At 66.5% G+C, this 19,964-nt stretch carries 17 protein-coding genes; 9 read left to right on the top strand and 8 right to left on the bottom strand.

Features of this window, described 5'->3' with window-relative positions; translation table 11 throughout:
* Nucleotides 1–12: 12 nt before the first annotated feature.
* Nucleotides 13–1,239, bottom strand: a complete 1,227-nt coding sequence (gene phnA / locus NWF24_RS07270; RefSeq protein WP_258353600.1) for a phosphonoacetate hydrolase — start codon at nucleotides 1,237–1,239, stop codon at nucleotides 13–15.
* A gap of 1 nt (nucleotide 1,240) precedes the next feature.
* Nucleotides 1,241–1,969, bottom strand: a complete 729-nt coding sequence (locus tag NWF24_RS07265; protein WP_258353599.1) for a phosphonate utilization associated transcriptional regulator — start codon at nucleotides 1,967–1,969, stop codon at nucleotides 1,241–1,243.
* Nucleotides 1,970–2,129: 160 nt separating this feature from the next.
* On the opposite strand from NWF24_RS07265, the gene NWF24_RS07260 reads away from it, so the two are divergent.
* From NWF24_RS07260 to NWF24_RS07235, 6 genes are all read left to right on the top strand, one after another.
* Nucleotides 2,130–3,170: a putative 2-aminoethylphosphonate ABC transporter substrate-binding protein gene (locus NWF24_RS07260; RefSeq protein ID WP_093058824.1), complete on the top strand. Its 1,041-nt coding sequence runs from the start codon at nucleotides 2,130–2,132 to the stop codon at nucleotides 3,168–3,170.
* Between the two features lie 78 nt (nucleotides 3,171–3,248).
* Complete coding sequence (locus NWF24_RS07255) at nucleotides 3,249–4,385, top strand: putative 2-aminoethylphosphonate ABC transporter ATP-binding protein (protein WP_258353598.1); 1,137 nt, start codon at nucleotides 3,249–3,251, stop codon at nucleotides 4,383–4,385.
* Nucleotides 4,382–6,106 (top strand): putative 2-aminoethylphosphonate ABC transporter permease subunit, encoded by a 1,725-nt coding sequence (locus tag NWF24_RS07250; RefSeq protein ID WP_258353597.1) that lies wholly within the window; start codon nucleotides 4,382–4,384, stop codon nucleotides 6,104–6,106. Before NWF24_RS07255 ends, NWF24_RS07250 begins: the two co-directional genes overlap by 4 nt.
* Before the next feature lie 56 nt (nucleotides 6,107–6,162).
* Nucleotides 6,163–7,293, top strand: coding sequence for a 2-aminoethylphosphonate--pyruvate transaminase (locus NWF24_RS07245; RefSeq protein WP_258353596.1), 1,131 nt, complete (start codon nucleotides 6,163–6,165; stop codon nucleotides 7,291–7,293).
* 10 nt (nucleotides 7,294–7,303) lie between these two features.
* Nucleotides 7,304–8,170, top strand: a complete 867-nt coding sequence (purU, locus tag NWF24_RS07240; RefSeq protein WP_258353595.1) for a formyltetrahydrofolate deformylase — start codon at nucleotides 7,304–7,306, stop codon at nucleotides 8,168–8,170.
* Between the two features lie 33 nt (nucleotides 8,171–8,203).
* The gene (locus NWF24_RS07235) at nucleotides 8,204–10,660 is read left to right on the top strand and encodes a GcvT family protein (protein ID WP_258353594.1); all 2,457 of its coding nucleotides are present in this window, start codon (nucleotides 8,204–8,206) and stop codon (nucleotides 10,658–10,660) included.
* A 45-nt stretch (nucleotides 10,661–10,705) separates the two neighbouring features.
* On the opposite strand, the gene NWF24_RS07230 is transcribed toward NWF24_RS07235, so the two are convergent.
* Nucleotides 10,706–11,620 (bottom strand): LysR family transcriptional regulator, encoded by a 915-nt coding sequence (locus tag NWF24_RS07230; protein WP_258353593.1) that lies wholly within the window; start codon nucleotides 11,618–11,620, stop codon nucleotides 10,706–10,708.
* A 163-nt stretch (nucleotides 11,621–11,783) separates the two neighbouring features.
* On the opposite strand from NWF24_RS07230, the gene NWF24_RS07225 reads away from it, so the two are divergent.
* The 3 genes from NWF24_RS07225 (at nucleotide 11,784) to NWF24_RS07215 (ending at nucleotide 14,811) form a co-directional block, all read left to right on the top strand.
* Nucleotides 11,784–12,773, top strand: coding sequence for a Bug family tripartite tricarboxylate transporter substrate binding protein (locus NWF24_RS07225; protein WP_258353592.1), 990 nt, complete (start codon nucleotides 11,784–11,786; stop codon nucleotides 12,771–12,773).
* Nucleotides 12,773–14,323, top strand: coding sequence for an amidase (locus NWF24_RS07220; protein WP_258353591.1), 1,551 nt, complete (start codon nucleotides 12,773–12,775; stop codon nucleotides 14,321–14,323). Before NWF24_RS07225 ends, NWF24_RS07220 begins: the two co-directional genes overlap by 1 nt.
* A gap of 95 nt (nucleotides 14,324–14,418) precedes the next feature.
* Complete coding sequence (locus NWF24_RS07215) at nucleotides 14,419–14,811, top strand: nuclear transport factor 2 family protein (protein ID WP_093058832.1); 393 nt, start codon at nucleotides 14,419–14,421, stop codon at nucleotides 14,809–14,811.
* Nucleotides 14,812–14,821: 10 nt separating this feature from the next.
* Here the strand turns inward: NWF24_RS07215 and NWF24_RS07210 are convergent, their stop codons facing one another.
* From NWF24_RS07210 to NWF24_RS07190, 5 genes are all read right to left on the bottom strand, one after another.
* On the bottom strand, nucleotides 14,822–15,190 hold the full coding sequence (locus NWF24_RS07210) for a hypothetical protein (protein ID WP_258353590.1): 369 nt from the start codon (nucleotides 15,188–15,190) through the stop codon (nucleotides 14,822–14,824).
* 124 nt (nucleotides 15,191–15,314) lie between these two features.
* Nucleotides 15,315–16,007 carry a hypothetical protein gene (locus NWF24_RS07205; RefSeq protein WP_258353589.1) on the bottom strand — a complete coding sequence of 231 codons (693 nt, stop codon included), beginning with the start codon at nucleotides 16,005–16,007 and terminating at the stop codon, nucleotides 15,315–15,317.
* Nucleotides 16,008–16,075: 68 nt separating this feature from the next.
* Nucleotides 16,076–17,020 carry an FHA domain-containing protein gene (locus tag NWF24_RS07200; RefSeq protein WP_258353588.1) on the bottom strand — a complete coding sequence of 315 codons (945 nt, stop codon included), beginning with the start codon at nucleotides 17,018–17,020 and terminating at the stop codon, nucleotides 16,076–16,078.
* A 39-nt stretch (nucleotides 17,021–17,059) separates the two neighbouring features.
* A complete protein-coding gene (locus tag NWF24_RS07195; protein ID WP_258353587.1) occupies nucleotides 17,060–19,219 on the bottom strand; it encodes a TOMM precursor leader peptide-binding protein in 2,160 nt (719 codons plus the stop codon).
* On the bottom strand, nucleotides 19,212–19,964 hold the full coding sequence (locus NWF24_RS07190; protein WP_258353586.1) for a class I SAM-dependent methyltransferase: 753 nt from the start codon (nucleotides 19,962–19,964) through the stop codon (nucleotides 19,212–19,214). Before NWF24_RS07190 ends, NWF24_RS07195 begins: the two co-directional genes overlap by 8 nt.

Raw genomic sequence — 19,964 nt, 5'->3', positions numbered from 1 at the left:
AAGTCGTTGTCGTTATTGGGCGTGGTTCAGCGCAAGGTCCAGCGCATCGAAGTTGCGCAGCCGGCGGCTGGCAGCGATACCGGTGACGGGCCGGTTGCAGATCAGCGGCACCCGCTGCTCCGACACCCCGCCGTGCGAGCGCAGCGGCACTTCCAGCGCCGACAGGTCATGCCGGCTGGCCGAGGTGCCGATGACCGTGCTCTGCTCGCTGACCACCACGATGTCGCCGATGCGGTCCGGCGGCAGCTCGAAGCGCGCGGCCGCGTCCTTGCGCGAGAGCACCAGCTCCATGCCCGGCAGGCGCTGGATGCGCTCGATCCAGCCCGGCACGCGGGCCTCGTCGGGGGCGTACACCGTGGCAAAGGAGCCCAGCGCGCCGTGGTGCACCACGTACGGGTCGGTGATCGGCAGGATCACGCGTGCCTGATCCTTGCCGTACCAATCATCGAGCACGTCCTGCAGGTAGATGACCTTGGGGGCGCCGTCCGCGTCGTGCTTGTCGTTCATGCCGTGGTCGGCCGTGAGCACGATGGTGGCGCCCAGCGCATCGAGCTGCGCGAGGTAGCCGTCCATCATGGCGTAGAAGGCGTTGGCCGCGGGGCTGCCGGGGGCGGCCTTGTGCTGCACGTAGTCGGTGGTCGACAGGTACATCAGGTCGGGGCGGCGCGATTCCATGAGCTTCACGCCTGCGGCGAAGACGAACTCCGACAGCTCTGCGCTGTACACCGAGGGCACGGGCATGCCGACCATCTCGACCACGCCGTCGATGCCGTTCTCCTCGATGGTGGCCTGGTCGGCCTTCTCGGAGGAAAAGCAGATGCCCTTCATGCGGTGGCCCAGCAGCTTGCGCAGCTTGTCCTTGGCGGTGACCACCGCGAGCGAGGCGCCTGCGTCGGCGAAGGCTGCGAGCACGGTGCCTGCGCGCAGGTACTTGGGGTCGTTCATCATGACTTCCTGGCCGAGTTCGCGGTCGAAGAAGTAGTTGCCGCAGATGCCGTGCACGGCCGGTGGTGCGCCGGTGACGATGGACAGGTTGTTCGGGTTGGTGAAGGAGGGCACCACGCAGTCGGCCAGCAGGTCGGCTCCGGTCTTGCGCATGCGCTCGATGTACGGGGCTACGCCGGCTGCGATGGCGGCATCGAGATACGCAGGCTCGCAGCCATCGACGCACACCACCACGACGGGGCGGCTCATCCAGCGGTAGCTGCGGGCATTGACTTCGAGTGTCTCCGGTGTCATTTCAGACTTCCTTTTGGGGTGGGTTGTTCGATGCGGTCGCCGCGTCGGAATCGGCGCGGCCGAAGGCCTTGTGCATGCGCGCGCGGCTGCCCGCAACGTGCTGGCGCAGCGCGCGCCCTGCTGTGTCGGGGTCGCCGCTGGCAATGGCGTCGACGATGTCGCGGTGCTCGTCGGCCGACACGCGCAGACCGCCGCCGCTGTCGAGCGCACGCATTCTGAAAAGGTGCAGCTCCTTGACCAGGCGCTTGTAGGTTTCGGTGAGCTTCTTGCTGCCGGCCGTGTCGAGCAGGATCTCGTGAAACTGCAGGTTGAGCTGCGCGTACTGCTCCACGTCCTGCGCCTGGGCCGCCGAACGCATTGCATCAAGCATGGCGCGCAGGCGCTCGATCGCGTCGGGCCTGATGGCGAGCGCCACGCGCCGGCCGATGATTTCTTCCAGCGCCTCGCGCAGTTCGTAGATTTCGTCGGCTTCCTCGAATGCGATCTCGCGCACGAAGACGCCACGGTTCTTTTCGTTGCGCACGAGGCCGGCCTCTTCCAGCGCACGCAACGCCTCGCGGATAGGGCCGCGGCTGGTGTTGAAGCGCTGCGAGAGTTCGCTCTCGTTGATGCGGCTGCCCACGGGGAGCTCGCCCGTCATGATCAAACGCTCGATTTCTTCCTGCATCAGCATCGGCAGCGAGCTGGACTGGAGAAACGCGAGGGCGGCGGAGTGATTGCTGGTGACCATGGGGCGTATTTTCCCCGAGGATTGAAAACTGTCAACAATTTTTTATTGACAGTCTTCAATCAGCAATCTACATTGCGATCACCGGAGCTTGAGCAATGCCAACTGCCGGAGCCCGCCACTCACTCACCCCTGTGACAGCAAGCCATTTCAGGAGAAACAGATGACGATGAAACAAAGCACGCGCCGTCTCACCGCGGCCCTGTGCGTTGCGGCGCTAGGCCTCATGGCCGGCGGCGCCGCCTGGGCGCAGAAGACTCCGCTCCTGGTCTACACGGCGCTCGAGACCGACGCCATGAAGCTCTACAAGGACGCCTTCGAAAAAGCCAACCCCGACATCGAAGTGAAGTGGGTGCGCGACTCCACCGGCATCGTCACCGCCAAGCTGCTGGCCGAAAAAGCCAACCCGCAGGCCGACGTGGTGGCCGGCCTGGCCGCCAGCAGCCTCGCGCTGCTGCAGCAGGAAGGCATGCTCCTGCCCTACGAGCCCAAGGGCTTCAAGGACCTGAACCCCGCCTACTCCGACAGCGCCCGCCCGCCGGCCTGGGTCGGCATGGACGTCTGGGCCGCCACCATCTGCTTCAACCGCGTCGAGGCCCAGAAGCTCGGCCTGCCCAAGCCCGAGAGCTGGAAGGACCTGGCCAAGCCCGTCTACAAGGGCACCATCTCGATGCCGCACCCGGCCTCCAGCGGCACCGGTTATCTCGACGTGTCGTCATGGCTGCAGAACATGGGCGATGCAGAGGGCTGGAAGTACATGGACGCGCTGCACCAGAACATCGCGCAGTACGTGCACTCGGGCTCCAAGCCCTGCAAGCAGGCCGGCGCGGGTGAGTTCCCCATCGGCATCTCGTTCGAGTTCCGCGCGCACCAAGTCAAGAAATCGGGCGCGCCCGTCGACCTGATCTTCCCGAAGGAAGGCCTGGGCTGGGACATCGAGGCCACCAGCATCATGAAGACGAGCAAGAAGACGGAACAGGCCAAGCGCTTCGCCGACTGGATGGCCAGCAAGGAGGCCAACCAGATCACCTCCACATGGTGGGCGGTGGTGGCCTACCCCGGCGTGGCCTCGAAGCTCGAAGGCATTCCGGACAACTACGAAAAGCTGCTCGCCAAGAACGACATCAACTGGGCAGCGAAGAACCGCGAGCGCATCCTGGCGGAATGGAGCAAGCGCTACGAAGGCAAGGCTGAACCCAAGTAGGCCCGACGGCATTCCCCACGACTTTCAATCCGCGGGCGCTGCCGCAGTGGTGACGCCCGCCAACGACGAGTGCGAAAAATGGATATGACCGACACCAAGTTCATTGCCAGCCCGGTGCCTGCGAGCGCTCCCGCAGCGCTCGAGATCGTCGGCGTTCGCAAGGACTTCGAATCCTTCAGCGCGCTGCGCGACGTACACCTGCGCGTGAACCCGGGCGAGATGCTGTGTTTTCTGGGCCCCTCGGGCTGCGGCAAGACCACGCTGCTGCGCATCATCGCGGGGCTGGAAACGCAGACCGCCGGGCAGATCCTGCAGAACGGCAAGGATGTCTCGTGGCTGCCGCCGGACCGGCGCGACTACGGCATCGTCTTCCAGTCGTATGCGCTCTTTCCCAACCTGTCGATTGCCGAGAACATCGGCTATGGGCTGGTCAACAGCCGCGCCAAACGAGGTGAGATCAAGACACGTGTCGAAGAACTGCTGAAGCTCGTCGGCCTGCCGACCTCGGGCAACAAGTACCCGAGCCAGCTTTCGGGTGGCCAGCAGCAACGCGTTGCACTGGCCCGCGCGCTCGCCACGCGCCCCGGCCTGCTGCTGCTCGACGAACCGCTGTCGGCGCTCGATGCGCTGGAGCGCATTCGCCTGCGCGGCGAAATCCGCCGGCTGCAGAAGCAGGTCGGCATCACGACCATCATGGTCACGCACGACCAGGAAGAGGCGCTGTCGATGGCCGACCGCATCGTGGTCATGAATCACGGCGTGATCGAGCAGGTCGGCACGCCGATGGAAGTCTACGAACAGCCGGCCACGCCCTTCGTGGCCGATTTCGTCGGCAAGGTCAACGTGCTGCGCGCGGTGGCGCTGGGCAACCACCGCTTCAAGGTCGGCGACATGGAGCTGCAGTGCGACGCCTGCGACGGCGCCTTCGAGCCCGGCGAAGCCGTCAACCTCTACCTGCGCCCCGAAGACCGCGCGGTCGAGCACCTGGGAGAGGACACGGCCAACCGCCTGCAGGCGCTGGTCACCAAGGTCGAATTCCTCGGTGGCCTGTGCATTGCCGAAGTGACGGCTGATGCGCTGCACGGACAAACGCTCGGCCTGCACTTCTCGCTCAACCAGCTGCACGACCTCGACATCCGCGAAGGCAACACCATCGACATCGCGCTGCGCGCCAATCGCATCCGCGCCTTCTCCGCACGCAGCCCGAAGCCATGAACACGCTGGCACACCCCCGTCCTGCGTTCGCCGCGCGACCGGCCATGCGCTGGAGCCGCGACGAAACCATTGCCCGGGTCATCCTGTTCGTGGTGATGGCGATGCTCTTCGTGTTCCTGATCGCACCGCTGGCGACCATCCTGGCCCACGCGGTGCAGGACAAGGACGGCCGCTTCGTCGGCCTTGCCCACTTCATCACCTACTTCCAGACGCCGAGCCTGCTGCGCGCGGCATGGAACTCGGTCTGGGTTTCGGCGGCGGTGGTGATGATCTCGGTGCCCACCGCCTTCGTCTTTGCCTACGCGCTCACGCGCAGCTGCATGCCGGCGCCGCTGAAGGCGGTGTTCCGCCTCATCGCGCTGATTCCGCTGCTGGCGCCCTCGCTGCTGTCGGCCATTTCCTTCGTGCAGTGGTTCGGCAACCAGGGCGCGCTCAAGTTCCTGCTGGGCGGCACGTCGATCTACGGCGCGCCCGGCATCATCCTGGCCGAGGTCTACAACACCTTTCCGCATGCGCTGATGATCCTGGTCACCGCGCTGTCGCTCGCCGACGGCCGGCTGTACGAGGCGGCCACTGCCCTGCGCACGCGGCCGTTTCGCCAGTTCATGACCATCACGCTGCCCTCGTGCAAGTACGGCCTCATCAGCGCGGCCACCGTGGTCTTCACCTACGTGGTGAGCGACTTCGGCGCGCCCAAGGTGATCGGCGGCAACTTCAACGTGCTGTCGGTCGACGTGTTCAAGCAGGTGGTGGGGCAGCACAACTTCTCCATCGGCGCGGTGGTGGGCATGCTGCTGCTGCTTCCATCGATCATTTCCTTCGTGATCGACTACGTGGTGCGGCGCAAGCTGAAGGCGCAGCTCACGGCCCGCTCGGTGCCCTACAGCCCCAAGCGCCGCAAGCTCGCCGATCCGCTGCTGATGCTGTTCTGCGCGGTGGTGTGCGGCCTGCTGCTGGCCACCATCGGCATGGCGATCTACACCTCGCTGATCTCGCTGTGGCCCTACGACCTTTCGCTCACGCTCAAGCACTATCACTTCGTGCTGGTCGAAAGCGACATGGCCGCGGCCTACGGCAACAGCCTGATCGTTGCCATGGCCACCGCCGTGGCCGGCTCGCTGATCGTCTTCGTGGGCGCCTACCTGATCGAGAAGACGCGCAACCTCGGCCTGATGCGCAAGGGCATGCACCTGATGGCGGTGCTGTCGATGGCGGTGCCGGGCCTGGTGCTCGGGCTGGGCTACGTGATGTTCTTCAACCACCCGGCCAACCCGCTGAACTTTCTCTACCAGACGATGGCGATCCTGATCATCTCGATGGTGGTGCACTACTACACGTCGAGCCATCTCACGGCCGTGACGGCGCTAAAGCAGATCGACAACGAGTTCGAGGCCGTGTCGGCCTCGCTCAAGGTGCCGTTCTTCAAGACCTTCCTGCGCGTGACGGTGCCGGTGTGCCTGCCGGCCATCCTGGATATCGGGCGCTACTTCTTCGTGGTGTCGATGGCCAGCCTGTCGTGCGCCATCTTTCTCTACACGCCGGAGACCATCCTGGCCTCGGTCGCGATCATGCATCTGGACGACGCTGGCGACATCGGCCCGGCCGCGGCGCTGGCCAGCCTGATCGTCGTCACCTCGACCATCGTGTGCATCGCCTACTCGCTGCTCACGCGCGTGCTGCTGTCGCGCACGCAGGCCTGGCGCAACCTGAGCCGCGGTTGAACGGCGGCCCCTCTCTCCTCCCCTTCCTCTCATTTCTTTCCCTGCCTGGAGACATCATGAGTCAAGCCCCCTACCCCATTCTTCTCACGCCCGGCCCCCTGACCACTTCGGACCGCACGCGCCAGGCGATGCTGCGCGACTGGGGGTCATGGGACGCCGACTTCAACCAGATCACCGCGCGCATCCGCAAGCATGTGCTGGAGATCGTGCACGGCGCCGACACGCACGAGTGCGTTCCGCTGCAGGGCAGCGGAACCTTCTCTGTGGAAGCGGCCATCGGCACCGTCGTGCCGCGCGCCGGCCACGTGCTGGTGCCGAGCAATGGCGCGTATTGCCAGCGGCTCGCCAAGATCTGCAAGGTGCTCGGCCGCAAGCTGACCACCATCGACTACACGGAAGAAAAACAGGTCTCGCCGGCCGACGTTGACCGGGCGCTCGCAGCCGACCCAAGCATCACCCATGTCGCGGTGGTGCACTGCGAAACCGGCGCCGGCGTGCTCAACCCCCTGCACGAGATCGCGGTGGTTGTCGCCAGGCACGGCCGCGGGCTGATCATCGACGCCATGAGCTCCTTCGGCGCGCTGGAGATCGATGCGCGCAAGACGCCCTTCGATGCCGTCGTCGCCGCTTCGGGCAAGTGCCTCGAAGGCGTGCCGGGCATGGGCTTCGTCGTCATCAAGCGCAGCACGCTCGAGAAGTGCGAAGGCAACTGCCACTCGCTGAGCATGGACCTGTACGACCAGTGGGTGTACATGGAGAAGACCACGCAGTGGCGCTTCACGCCGCCCACGCACGTGGTCGCCGCGCTCGACGCCGCCATTGCGCAGTACATCGAGGAAGGCGGCCTTGCGGCGCGTGGCGGGCGCTATGCGCGCAACTGCAAGGCGCTGATCGAAGGCCTGGCTTCGCTGGGCATCCGCAGCTTCCTGGAGTCTGCCATCCAGGCGCCGATCATCGTCACCTTCCACGCGCCCGACGATGCCAACTATGACTTCAAGACCTTCTACCAGGAGGTGAAGAAGCGCGGCTACATCCTCTACCCCGGCAAGCTCACGCAGGTGGAAACCTTCCGCGTCGGCTGCATGGGGCATTTCGGCGAGGCAGGCATTCCGGGCGCGGTGGCCGCCATCGGCGAGACGCTCAAGGCCATGGGCATCAGGCGCGTCACCGCACCCGTTGCCGCCTGAAGGCATTGCAATGAGCGACGAAACGCCACGCCGCTACATCCTCACCCTCACCTGCCCGGACCGCACGGGCATCGTGGCGGGTGTGGGCAGCTTCATCGCGAGCCACGGCGGCCTGATCACCCAGGCCGCACAGCACGGTGACGCGCTGCACAACCGCTTCTACATGCGGGTGGAGATCCAGGCCGACACGCTGCCCTTCTACCTGGACGAACTGCGCGAACGCTTCGCGCCGGTCGCGAAGCAGTTCGACATGGAGTGGAGCGTTTCCGACAGCTCGGTGAAGAAACGCATGCTGGTGCTGGTGAGCAAGCTCGACCACTGCCTGAACGACCTGCTGCACCGCTGGCGCAACAAGGACTTGCACTGCGAAATTCCGTGCGTGATCTCCAATCACAACGACCTGCGGTCCTTCGTCGAGTGGCACGGCATCCCGTTCTTCCACGTGCCGGTGACGCCCGACACCAAGACGCAGGCCTATGCCGAAGTGGAGCGGCTGTTCCGCGAGTTCAGCGGCGACTTCATGGTGCTCGCGCGCTACATGCAGGTGCTGTCGGACGACATGACCCAGCGCCTGCGCAACCGCATCATCAACATCCACCACAGCTTCCTGCCGGCCTTCGTCGGCGGCAAGCCCTACCACCAGGCCTTCGAGCGCGGCGTGAAGATGACCGGCGCAACCAGCCACTACGTGACGGCCGAGCTCGACGCCGGCCCGATCATCGACCAGGGCGTGATCGACATCGACCACGGCAACTCGATCGAAGAAATGGTGCGGCTCGGCAAGGACATCGAAAAGAGCGTGCTGTCGCGCAGCGTGCGCCTGCACCTGGAAGACCGGATCCTGGTCCATCGCAACAAGACGGTGGTCTTCAAGTAACCCTCCATCAACCAACGAGTCCTCCGACACATCATGGCGACGCCACTTCCCTCCCATGCGCAGGTCGTCATCGCGGGCGGCGGCATTGCCGGCTGCAGCGCGGCCTACCACCTCACCCAGCTCGGCTGCACCGACGTGATCGTGCTCGAACAAGGCCAGCTCACCTGCGGCACGACCTGGCATGCCGCCGGGCTGGTCGGCCAGCTGCGCGCGAACCGCAGCATGACGAAGATGAGCCGCTACGGCATCGACCTGTATGCCTCGCTCGAAGCCGAGACGGGCCTGGCCACCGGCTGGAAGCAGTGCGGCAGCATCACGGTTGCGCGCACGCCCGAGCGCATGACGCTTCTGCGACGGACCATCGCCACGGCCCGCAGCTTCGGCATCGAGGCCGAGTTCATCACGCCGGCCGAAGCGCTGGAGTTGTGGCCGCTGATGCGCATCGACGATCTCGTGGGCGCAGTCTGGCTGCCCGGCGACGGCAAGGCGAACCCGACCGACCTCACGCAGTCGCTGGCCAAGGGCGCGCGCAACCGCGGCGCGAAAATTTTCGAGGGCGTGCAGATCACCGGCACGATCATCGAGAACGGCCGCATCGTCGGCGTCGAGACCAACCAGGGCACGGTGCGCTGCGAGAGCTTTCTCAACTGCGCCGGCCAATGGGCGCGCGAGCTGGGCAAGATGTCGGGCGTCAACATCCCGCTGCACTCGGCCGAGCACTTCTACCTGGTCACCAAGGAGATCGAAGGCGTCCACCGGGACCTGCCGGTGCTGCGCGACCCCGACGGCTACATCTACTACAAGGAAGAAGTCGGCGGCCTGGTGATGGGCGGCTTCGAGCCGGTGGCCAAGCCCTGGGGCATGGACGGCATCCCGCCGAAGTTCGAGTTCCAGCTGCTGCCGGACGACATGGACCAGTTCCAGATCCTGCTCGACGAAGCGGTGCACCGTACGCCGGCACTGGAGACCACCGAGATCAAGCTGTTCCTGAACGGCCCCGAGAGCTTCACACCGGACGGCAACTTCATCCTCGGCGAAGCGCCCGAGGTGCGCGGCTATTTCGTGGCCGCCGGCTTCAACTCGGCCGGCATCGCCAACGCGGGCGGCGCGGGCAAGCTGATCGCCGAATGGATCGTCGGTGGCGCTGCGCCGGCCGATCTGCTCGACGTGGACATCCGCCGCTTCGCACCCTTCAACAGCAACAAGCGCTGGCTGAAGGACCGCACGGTGGAAGCGCTCGGGCTGCACTACGCAATGCGCTGGCCGCGCCACGAGCTGGAGTCCGGACGGCCGCTGCGCCGCTCGCCGCTGTACGACAAGCTCAAGGCCAAGGGCGCGGCCTTCGGCAGCAAGCTGGGATGGGAGCGCGCGAGCTGGTTCGCATTGCCGGGGCAAGAGGCGCATGCCCGCTACGGCTTCGGCCGCCCCGACTGGCTGGATGCCTGCATCGAAGAGCAGATGGCGGTGCGGCGAGATGTGGTCGTCTTCGACCAGACTTCGTTCGGCAAGCTGATGGTGCAGGGCCGCGACGCCGAACTGCTGCTGCAGCGCCTGTGCGCCAACGATGTGGCGATCCGGCCTGCAAGCATGGTCTACACCGCGCTGCTCAACGAACGCGGCGGCTTCGAGAGCGACCTCACGGTGATGCGGCTGGCGGCAGACTGCTTCCTGATCATCACCGGCTCCGCGCAGCCCTGCCGCGACATCGGCCACATCAGGCGCCACCTGCATGCGCACGAGCATGTGACGGTGACGGATGTGACCTCCAGCTACTGCACCCTCACGGTGACCGGCCCGAAGGCACAGCAGTTGCTGTCCCGGGTCACGCCGCAGGACCTGGGCAAGGAGGCATTCCCGCAATCGGCAGTGATCGAGATCGACGTCGGCTACGCGCGCGCACTCGCGGCCAAGGTCTCGTACGTCGGCGGTCCAGGGTGGGAGCTGTACATCCCGACTGAGATGGCGGTGCATGTGTACGACACGCTGTTCGACGCGGGCACCGACCTGGGCCTTCGCGACGGCGGCTACTACACGATCGACGCCTTGCGCATCGAGGCCGGGCGCCGAGCCTTCGGCCTCGAACTTGGGCCGGACGAAAACCCGTTCGAGGCAGGCCTGGAATTCGCGGTCCAGCTGGACAAGCCGGTCGCCTTCATCGGACAGGCCGCGCTCGCGAAGATCACACCCGAGCGGCTCTCCAAGCGGCTGATGATGTTCACGCTGAACGACCCGCAGGCCTTCGCATGGGGCGGCGAACCGATCCTGCGCAACGGCAAGGCCGTCGGCGAGCTGACCTCCACGGCTTACAGCGCGGTGCTGGAGCGGATGGTGGTGATGGGCTACGTACGCAGCGCCGAACCACTGACGAGGGAAGAGGCAATGCACGGCGAGTACGAAATCGACATTGCCGGCCAGCGCTTTGCAGCCACGCCGCAATCGCGGCCGCCTTACCCCTCGCTCATCAAGGCTGCGCTCGAACGGCGCGGATAGCTGCAACCAGCCTGACGCCCCCTGAAGGCGGCGCAACCCCAGGGCCTATCCGCTGGCCTTGACGGCCTCCACCAGATGCCGCACGAAGGCTTTCGCGGCATCGGGCAGCGAGCGGCCGGCCATGGTCTCTATCTCCAGGTGCCGCTCGTTCATTTCGCGATCTTTCACGGGGAGGGCGACCAGTGCCTTGCTCTGCAGCAGCGTGCGTATCGACAGCGGGCCGTAGAAGGCGATGCTGCCGCCACCAGCGGCTGCAAAGCTCAGCAGCGCATTCGCGTGGTTGCTGGACATGGCCTGTGAATAGCGCAGCCCCTGCCGGGCGCAGCTTGCGTCGAGCAGGCGGCGTATGGAGCTGTCTTCCTGCGGCAGCCCCAGCGGATACGCGACCACCTGGCGCAGCGACAGCTGCCGCTGCTGCGCCAGCGGGTGGTCCCTGGCCATCACGGCCAGGATGGGGCTGGGGTACCGCAGCTGGATCTCGATGCCGGGCTCGGGCGCGGCGCTCAAAGTGATGCCCACGTCGGCCTCGCCGTCGCGCACCTGGCTCGAAATATCGGCGGGCGAGCACACCTCCAGGTGAAAGCGGATGCCCTCGTGCTTGCGGCGGAAGTCCGCGATCAGCCTGGGAATGAAGTCGAAGGCAAAGCCCTCGGTGCTCGCCACGCGCACATGGCCGCTGCGCAGGCCGCGCAGGCCGGCGATGTCGTTCGTGACCCGCTCGATGTCCTGTTGTGCGCGCTTGGCATGCGCCGCCAGCAGTTCGCCCGCGGCATTGGGCACCATGCCGCGCGCATGGCGCTCGAACAGCAGAGTGTCGAGTTCGCGCTCCAGCCGCGCCACCTGCCGGCTCACCGCCGAGGGCGCCACATTGAGCTTGAGCGCTGCCTCCTTCACGGAGCCGGTTTTCACGACCTCGAGAAAGTAGCGCACCGCGGTCTCCTGCAAGGCACGAAGCTGCATGAATTTCTCCTGTGGCGTGGCCTGAAACGGATTGCGTGGATTGCCGATTCGGCAACGCAGAATTCTAAACATTGCGCTTGTGACACTGGCATGACGCTCCTAGGATGAACCTGCCCTCTCCCGATCCCCATCGAAATCCCCCGTCGAAATCCAGGAGTTCCCGATGAACCGTCTCCCGCTCATGGCGCGCATGGCACTGGTATGTGGCCTCGCACTTGGCGCCCTGCCGCTGACCACGCCTGCCGCCGCGGCGGACTTTCCCTCGCGCCCGATCACGCTGGTCATTCCGTTCCCGCCTGGCGGAGCGACGGACGTCAACGGGCGCGTGATCGCTCAGCGTCTGGCCAAGGAGCTCGGCCAGCCCGTCATCATCGAGAACCGCGCGGGCGCCGGCACGGTGGTCGGCGCAAGCTATGTGTCGAAGGCCGCGCCCGACGGCTACACGCTGCTGATCAGCTCGGGCTCGACGTTCACCGTCAACCCCGCCATTCGCGCCGCCCTGCCCTACGACCCGGTGAAGAGCTTCGACCCCATCGGCATCGCGGGTCGCGTCGCGCTGATCCTGCTGGCGAACAGCGAGGTGCCGGTGCAGACGGTGAAGCAGTTCGTCGATTACGTGAAGGCCTCGCCGGGCAAGTATTCGTACGGCTCCTTCGGCACCGGCACCACCGCGCAGTTCGCCGGCGAAACCATGCTGCATGCCACCGGCCTGAAGATGACGCACATACCCTACAAGGGCAGCGCGCCCGCAATGACCGACCTGATGGGCGGCCAGATTCCGTTCAGCATCGACACGGTGAGCGCGGCAATCCCGCAGCTCAAGAGCGGAAAGATCAAGGCCATTGCGCTGACGACTGCGAAGCGCTCCGCCCTGCTGCCCGACGTGCCCACCTTCGCCGAGAGCGGTTATGCCAGCGTCGACATGGACTCGTGGCTGATGATCGCCGTCCCGAAGGGCGTGCCCGCCGACGTGAAGGCCAAGCTCGAGAAGGCGCTGGCCACGACCATCGCCGACCCCGAAACGCGTACCAAGCTGCTGGGCCAGGGGCTGGAGCCGGCGTTCAGCAGCAGTGCCGCGTCGAGTGAGCTGATCAACCGCGAACTGCCCTTGATGCGCGCCGTTGCGGCTCGCGCAAACATCACAGCCGACTGATGAACCCAACGAACAACACATCCCGCGACACCAGCACGGAGCTCGTCGAAAAATCCGCCGTCGAACTGCGCCACCTCATCGGCAGCAAGGCCATCTCGCCCGTCGAGCTCCTTGAAGCATGCATCGCGCGCATCGAGCGCGTGAACCCCTTCGTCAACGCGGTGACCGCAACCTGTTTCGAGCGTGCGCGCAACGAAGCCATGGTGGCCGAAAGCGCCGTGATGCGCGGCGACACGCTCGGGCTGCTGCACGGCCTTCCGCTGGGCGTGAAAGACCTGGAGCCCACCGAAGGCCTGCTCACGACCTGGGGCTCGCCGATCTACCGCGACCACGTGCCCACGGAAGACATCGAGCTGGTGGCCCGCCTGCGCCGCGCGGGCGCCATCGTGGCGGGCAAGACCAACGTGCCCGAGATGGGCGCGGGCGCCAACTCGCGCAACGACGTGTGGGGCGCCACGGGCAACCCCTTCAACCCGAACCTGAATGCCGGCGGCTCCTCGGGCGGCTCGGCGGCCGCGCTGGCCTGCGACATGCTGCCCGTATGCACCGGCTCCGACACCGGCGGGTCGCTGCGCATTCCGGCGGCCAAGTGCGGCGTGGTGGGCTTCCGGCCGTCGCCGGGCATCGTGCCCAGCGTGCGCAAGCCATTGGGCTGGACGCCCATTTCGGTCGTCGGCCCCATGGGCCGGACCGTGGAAGACGCCTGCCTGCAGATGGCGGCGTCCGCCGGCATGCACGCGGGCGACCCGCTGAGCTATCCGCTCGACCCGATGTCTTTTCTGGCGCCCGCGCAGGTTGACCTGGCCGGCCTGCGCGTGGCGTGGACCGAAGACTTCGGCACCTGCGCCGTGGACGACGGCATCCGCGCCACCTTCCGGCAGAAGATCGAAGCCATGCGGCACCTGTTCCGCCGCTGCGACAAGGTCGAGTTCGACATGGGCGAGGCGCACCGCTGCTTCGACGTGCTGCGTGCCGAAGCCTTCGTGGCGGGCATGCAGGCGGCCTACGAACGCGACCCCGCCAGCCTGGGGCCCAACCCGCGCGCGAACTACGAGATGGGCGCGCGCATGAGCCTGCTCGACAGCGCCTGGGCGCAGGCCGAGCAGACGCGGCTCATCAAGCGCTTTCAGACGACCTTCGCCGACTACGACCTGGTGCTGTCGCCAACCACGCCGGTGTCGCCCTTTCCGTGGACGCAGCTGTATGCCGGCCACATCAACGGCGAGCAGCAGGCCAACTACTACCGCTGGCTGGCGCTGACCTACGTGGTCACGCTGACCACGCACCCGGCCATCTCGCTGCCCTGCGGGCTCGACCACGCGGGCATGCCCTTCGGGTTGCAGGTGGTGGGCGGCTTTCGCGCCGACCACCAGGTGCTGGGCGCCGCGCGGGCGATGGAAGAAGCCTTCTCGGCCCACGCGCAGCTGCGCCGCCCCCGGCCCGACCTGGCCTCGTTGCGCATGGCCGAACCCGCGCTGACTTCGATCGTCAAGACGCCGCCGGTCTTCGACCGTCGCGGTACGAGGGCTGCCGCGGCGTCTGCCGTCTGAGGGAGCCGAGTCGCCAAGGCGCGGGGGAAGCCTTGCCATGTCGCACGCGGGTGCGTCAAATGCCGGGCATCTTCACTCACAGCCTCAGGAGAACCATGGCCATCGACACCCTCGCCACCTGGCACCGGCTCGTCAAGGAACGCGACGTGGCGGGGCTCGACGCCCTGCTCGACGACGAGGCCGTCTTCCACTCGCCGGTGGTGCACAAGCCCCAGGTCGGGAAAGCCATCACGCAGAAGTACCTGGCCGCGGCGTTCCAGGTCTTCTTCAACGAGAGCTTTCGCTATGTGCGCGAGCTGCGGTCGGCGAACGACGCCGTGCTCGAATTCGCGCTGGAGCTGGACGGCATCCAGATCAACGGCGTCGACATGATGAAGTGGAACGACGCAGGCAGGATCACCGAGTTCAAGGTGATGCTGCGTCCCCTGAAGGCGGTGAACCTGATTCACCAGAAGATGGCCGCGCAGCTCCAGGCGGCGCAATCCTAGTCAATCCTAGTCAGTCAGCGACGACCTGCAGGCTACCCTGCACGCTGTACGCCCGAACGCACATGCGGGTCAGCTGCACGAGAAAGCGGAACACGGTCGGCTCGCTCAGGCAGTCCGGCGTGATCGCCATGATGTCCTTGCGAAACTCCATCAGCCGGTCGCCGGACATCGCCATTTCGGCGGAGGCGCCGTAGTAGTTCTTCCAGAAGTCCTGCAGCAGGCCGCGCTTGACTTCGTCGATCACGAGCGTGTAGCCGCGCTCCCAGACCTCTTCGTCCATGGGCAGGCAGTCCACGCCGGGATCCTCCGGGCGGGCACCTGGGGGCACCAGGAACACGCGCCGCATGGCGACTCTTTCAACGGCGGTTTGCGAGTGCATCGCCGGACTCCGGAACTTCAGCGGTGATGGCTGCCTCAGCGGCATGGGGTATTGCAACATGGCGTGGCTTTCTCATGGTCGTCATCCTCGGCGGAGGCGCACGTTGTGTGACAGGCTTGGAAGTTCAGGCCGCGAGCAGTCGCAGGCGGCTCGCGTTCGAATGGGCCAGGCTCTCCGGCTGGTCCCAGGTACCGTCTGCGTTCAGCGTGGTGGTCAACGCGTAGACGCCCGCCGGGAATGGCAGCTCCAGCGGGTTGTTGACCGTGCTGACGTCGATCACGCCGCCTTCCTCGTAGTCACCGTAGGCGATGAAGTACTTGGGACGCGGCGAGAAGGCCAGGTTCTGATTGGGGCGCGCCTGCGCCGCATACACCGTGCTGCCCCCCATGGTCACGCCCACGGCGGCCGCGGACCTGAGCGGGATGTTGGGCGATTCGGCGAGATAGAAGCGGGATTGGTCGGGCCCCTGGGTGGGGTTCACGAACCGGTAGGCGCCGTTGTAGTCCAGCGTGATCTTGTTGTTCAGGCCGCTGGGGTCGTAGGTTTCAGTGGCGATGAACTGGATGCCGGGCTGCAGCTCGCCCGTTTCGGCCCAGGAGAAGCCGGTGTCGATGCTCCACTGGAACTTGACGCGCGAAGTCGGGCTCGGGTTCGAGAACTTGGCGAACCAGGCCAGCGACAGGGCATTCGGCGCCCATTGCGTCGGGTCGTTCTGGAACACCATGAAATAAGCCGAATGGCTCGCATGGTTGTTGACCGTGACGGAATAGATCATTCCCATGACAACTTCCCGGAAGTGGTTGATCAGCCAGTTCATGCCGCGACGGCGGCACCGAACTTGACGTCACTCTAGGGAGCGCAGGGATCGAATGGAATTACAGACGATTACACAGGTTGTGCACCGCCCTGGATCTCGAAGGGATAGTTGCCCAGCCGCACGGTCCCGCGACGCCGCTCGACCAGCGGCGGCTCGGCCAGATGGGGCGGCAATGCATTGAGGATCTGGTGCTTGGCGCGAAAGATCTGGATGTTCACGTACGAGGGCTCCACGCCCAGCATGCGCGACAGTTCGTCCAGCCCGATCCAGCCCTGGCTCTGCGGCGCGATTCCTCTTTGCGCGTCTTTCTGGCGCACGCGCGCGAGCGTGACGAGGGTGTAGTGATGGATGCGTTCGCCGAGCGACACCGACTTGCCCTCCGCAACCAGGCTCAGGCTCGTGTGCTCCTCGTTCTGGCTGACGTTGAAGTGCAGCGCGACATCCGCCGATGCAGAGCCCGGCGCCGACGGCGTGATCGGGTTCTCGGAAGTGAACGCGAGGTCGTCGCACAGCACGAACTCCCAGGTGCGAACCGCGGTGCGGACCATGGCGCCGTCGCTCAGGGGCTCGATGCCGTCGATGTGCTCGAGCATCCATCTGCCGTCCTGGAAATACACGTTCACTTCGGGCTGGTGCTCGTCCGGCAGCAGGTTTTCGCGCAGGCCCAGCGCCAGCGGGGCACTGCTTCCATCGACCGGGAAAAGGCAGGTGACCGGCGGTGCCAGGTCGACCACGGTCCAGGCCGTTTCATCGCCTACGCCCATGCGGACTTCGGCGCCCACGGGCAAGGCAGTCCAGCGGCCGCTGGGCAGGCGTTCGCCGTTCACGGTGGTGCCATTGCGGCTCTGGTCGACGATTTCCCAGGTGTGCCTGTTCCACCGCACCATCGCATGGACCTGCGACACATCCGGCGCCTTCAGCACCGTCTGGCACGCCGAGGCGCGGCGGCCGAAGGCGTGCACGGGTCGCAGCATGATGGCGCGCTCGTCGAGCTTGTTCCTGAAAATGGCCATCGGCTTTCCCTTTTCTCCTTCTCTTGAAATCGGACCGTATCAGACGTACAGCGCCTGCGGATTCAGGTCGCTTTCGCACACCGGAGTGTCGCGCCATCCCATGGCGACTGGAACGCGGTACAGACGCGGATTGCCCAGCTCAGGCCAGATGTGGCACAGCCCCGGCACGACCACCTTCACAGTGTGCAGGGGAATGTCGGGGCGCGTGTGGTCCAGGACGATGGTTTCCAGGCCGAGCGCGGCGGCAATGGCAACGCAGCGCCGGATCTCCTCGGCGATGTCCGTGCGCGCGGCCGGCGTCGGCGCGACGTTGCCCGCGCCCGACGGCATGAGAAAGCGCGGCGGGCCTTCTTCCCTGGCTTCCCCGGCGGCACGCTGCATCGCGAAGGTCTTGCCCGCCGCGATCAGCTGGCTCATTTCGGTGAGCGCGCGCTCGCAGGCCAGCGCGCGATCGGGGCTGCAGCCGAAGCCGATGGCCCACGCGCCCGTTTGCAGATGCCGGCCGATGGCAACCGCCACCGGAATGCCGAAATCGTGGGTGATGTCGAGCACCCAGCGCTCCCATTGCGGGCCGCAGGTGCGCTCGACGCGCTGGCGGATTTCGTCGGACAGGCCGCCAAGGTCGATGGCCGGCCTGGGAACTTCGCCGTACCACCAGATGGCGGCGGCATCGCGCTCCACCAGTTCGAGAAAGCCCTGCAGGATGGCTTCCTCGCGCGTGTTTCCAGCAGCGCAGCCGTTCGATGTCCAGCTGACGTGGCGCTGGCTTTGCGCCGGCGCATGGGCGAAGCAGAAGGCCAGCGGCAGGTAACAGCGTTCATCGGCCGTGAGCGACCAGGCAGGCGTCCACCACGCGGGGCCGGACGACACGGACGACGCCACGGCATGCGGGGGCTTGTGCGCCGTGTCGAATCGCTCGCGTTGCCGGTCGCTGAAGAGCGCCAGCGCCTGCGGCTGGATGCAGCGCGCATCGAGGTCGTCGGCGAAGGCCACGACCGAGGCTTCGTCGCCCTGATGGAAGGCGGCATAGCGTTCGACCGCCTCGCACAGCGCGCTGGCGCGGGACTGGTCCATCGACATGCCCTTGCCGAGGCAGATCTGGGTCAGCGCGCCGGGCAAAAGATCGTCGCCGGGCGGCGGCGTCCTGAAGATTTCGCTGCGATAGACCGTCAGCGCGCCCTCGGACTCGGCGTTCAGCGGCGCGATCTGCGCGATCACGCCGCACAGCGGGCTGACGTGTGGCGCCAGCCGCTCCACCGTGGCCGAGGCCGGCACCGTGCGCCAGCCGCCATCGCGCCGGCCAATGGGCAGACCTGGCGCCAGCGTGATGCGCTCGCGTTGCCGCTGCGCCACGAGCCCCGGCGTTCCGCAGTGCGGGCACTGGGGGCGGGCAGCGACGGAATGCGGCTGCGGCGAATCAAGCGTGCGCACCTGCGCGTCCGCGTGCGTGGCGATTTGCCGCGCGATGGGCAGCAACTGGTCGAGGCGTTCGGCGACGAGCCGGTCGCCTGCCCGCACCGGCAGGCCGCTGCCCGGGATGCCATGCCGCGCCTGCCACCAGGCGCGCGCCGGCCGGTTCCTGAGCCAGCGGTGCGCGAGGCAATGCCAGCAGGGGCCGACCGTTGCCGCGCCCAGCCTGAAGAATGGGCCGACCATGGCCTGTTCGCCGGTGGGCTTGACCAGCAGCCAGGGACGCCCCGAGGCGCGCTGCTGCGCATCGATGGTGCCGAGCCGGGGGTCGAGGTAGTCGTCGCAAAAAACGAGGGCGAGGCTGGTGTCGGCGAACGCCTGCGCCCAGCCGCTTGCCACGTCGTCGCGCATGGCGTTCGACAGCGCGATGACATCCACATGTGCGGAGAGGGCCGTGCGCACATGCACCGCAGAAAAATCAGGCACGAGGTACGGCTCGCCGCCGTCCATCGCAACAGGTCGCACGAGCCCCTGGCGCGTCAATGCTTCGAGCGCATGCAGCATCTGCGCGAGCAGCGCGGCCGCGCCTTCGTTCCGGCAATACGTGGCGAGGCTGACGCCCTCGCGCAGCACGCGTTCGACGGCCATGACGCCCGGCGAGCCGAGCACCAGCAAGTCGTTCTCGCTGGGCAGCAGCAGGCGGTCCTGCAACACCACCGGCGGCAGGTACTTGTCGTGCCAACGAAAAACCTCGCCGAAGAAATCCGGCGCCGCCGCAGCGCTACTCATCGTCTTTCAGGCCCAGCGCGAGGCGCACGACGCCATAGGGCCAAGCGCCTGTCGTGGCCCGGAACGCCGCCTCGAACAGCCGATGCTGTTCCGAGAATTGCGCGTAGATATGGTCTTCGGACAGCACCCGCATCGACGGATGCAGGCCTGCGATGCGGGCGCCATCCTCGAAGCCCGACACCACTGGCAACCGCATGCCGCCCACTTCCATGGGCATGCGCGCGAACATCGGATGCACGTGGTCGAGCACGACGACACATGGCGTCGCGCTGTGTTCGAAGCGCCCGGCCAACCGGCGCAGAAGCGCCTCCAGCGGCGCCTGCGGCAGGTAGGGGCAGACGCCTTCCAGCATCGCGAGCACGGGCCGCTCGCCGGGCAGCCCGGCGGCGTCGAACCACGCGTCGTCGAGCACCGAGCATGCGAGATCGCTCTCGCCCTCATGGCGTGCAATGTGTTGCGCCCGCAGGCTGATGGCCTCGGGCAGATCGACGTTCAGCCAACGGGAATCCGCAGTCACGGCGGCTCCGAGGCGGCTGCGCCGGGTGCACAGCCCCGCGCCCAACGTGATGCACAGGCCGGTCGGATGGGCCGCGAGGAACTCGGCCGCATAGCGGTCGAACAGTGCGGCACGCAGGACCACACTCCTGACGAATGCCGCGTCCGTCGCATAGGCCGACAGATCGAAGGGCAGCGACGCCGCGATGCGTCGCGCCTCGGGATCGGAAAACACCGACGCATCGGCCAC

Origin of the sequence: Variovorax paradoxus (assembly GCF_024734665.1) — a bacterium.
In the GTDB taxonomy this organism is placed as follows: domain Bacteria; phylum Pseudomonadota; class Gammaproteobacteria; order Burkholderiales; family Burkholderiaceae_C; genus Variovorax.
The sequence above is the reverse complement of the archived record's forward strand: the minus strand, read 5'-3'. Positions and strand labels throughout refer to the sequence as shown.

Bases quoted from the DNA above. Each gene is read 5' to 3' on its own strand.
- NWF24_RS07195 (WP_258353587.1), bottom strand. From the start codon at position 19,219: ATGAGTAGCGCTGCGGCGGCGCCGGATTTCTTCGGCGAGGTTTTTCGT.
- NWF24_RS07260 (WP_093058824.1), top strand. From the start codon at position 2,130: ATGACGATGAAACAAAGCACGCGCCGTCTCACCGCGGCCCTGTGCGTT.
- NWF24_RS07220 (WP_258353591.1), top strand. From the start codon at position 12,773: ATGAACCCAACGAACAACACATCCCGCGACACCAGCACGGAGCTCGTC.
- NWF24_RS07255 (WP_258353598.1), top strand. From the start codon at position 3,249: ATGGATATGACCGACACCAAGTTCATTGCCAGCCCGGTGCCTGCGAGC.
- phnA (WP_258353600.1), bottom strand. From the start codon at position 1,239: ATGACACCGGAGACACTCGAAGTCAATGCCCGCAGCTACCGCTGGATG.
- purU (WP_258353595.1), top strand. From the start codon at position 7,304: ATGAGCGACGAAACGCCACGCCGCTACATCCTCACCCTCACCTGCCCG.
- NWF24_RS07245 (WP_258353596.1), top strand. From the start codon at position 6,163: ATGAGTCAAGCCCCCTACCCCATTCTTCTCACGCCCGGCCCCCTGACC.
- NWF24_RS07225 (WP_258353592.1), top strand. From the start codon at position 11,784: ATGAACCGTCTCCCGCTCATGGCGCGCATGGCACTGGTATGTGGCCTC.
- NWF24_RS07250 (WP_258353597.1), top strand. From the start codon at position 4,382: ATGAACACGCTGGCACACCCCCGTCCTGCGTTCGCCGCGCGACCGGCC.
- NWF24_RS07265 (WP_258353599.1), bottom strand. From the start codon at position 1,969: ATGGTCACCAGCAATCACTCCGCCGCCCTCGCGTTTCTCCAGTCCAGC.
- NWF24_RS07235 (WP_258353594.1), top strand. From the start codon at position 8,204: ATGGCGACGCCACTTCCCTCCCATGCGCAGGTCGTCATCGCGGGCGGC.
- NWF24_RS07210 (WP_258353590.1), bottom strand. From the start codon at position 15,190: ATGCACTCGCAAACCGCCGTTGAAAGAGTCGCCATGCGGCGCGTGTTC.
- NWF24_RS07215 (WP_093058832.1), top strand. From the start codon at position 14,419: ATGGCCATCGACACCCTCGCCACCTGGCACCGGCTCGTCAAGGAACGC.
- NWF24_RS07205 (WP_258353589.1), bottom strand. From the start codon at position 16,007: ATGAACTGGCTGATCAACCACTTCCGGGAAGTTGTCATGGGAATGATC.
- NWF24_RS07230 (WP_258353593.1), bottom strand. From the start codon at position 11,620: ATGCAGCTTCGTGCCTTGCAGGAGACCGCGGTGCGCTACTTTCTCGAG.
- NWF24_RS07200 (WP_258353588.1), bottom strand. From the start codon at position 17,020: ATGGCCATTTTCAGGAACAAGCTCGACGAGCGCGCCATCATGCTGCGA.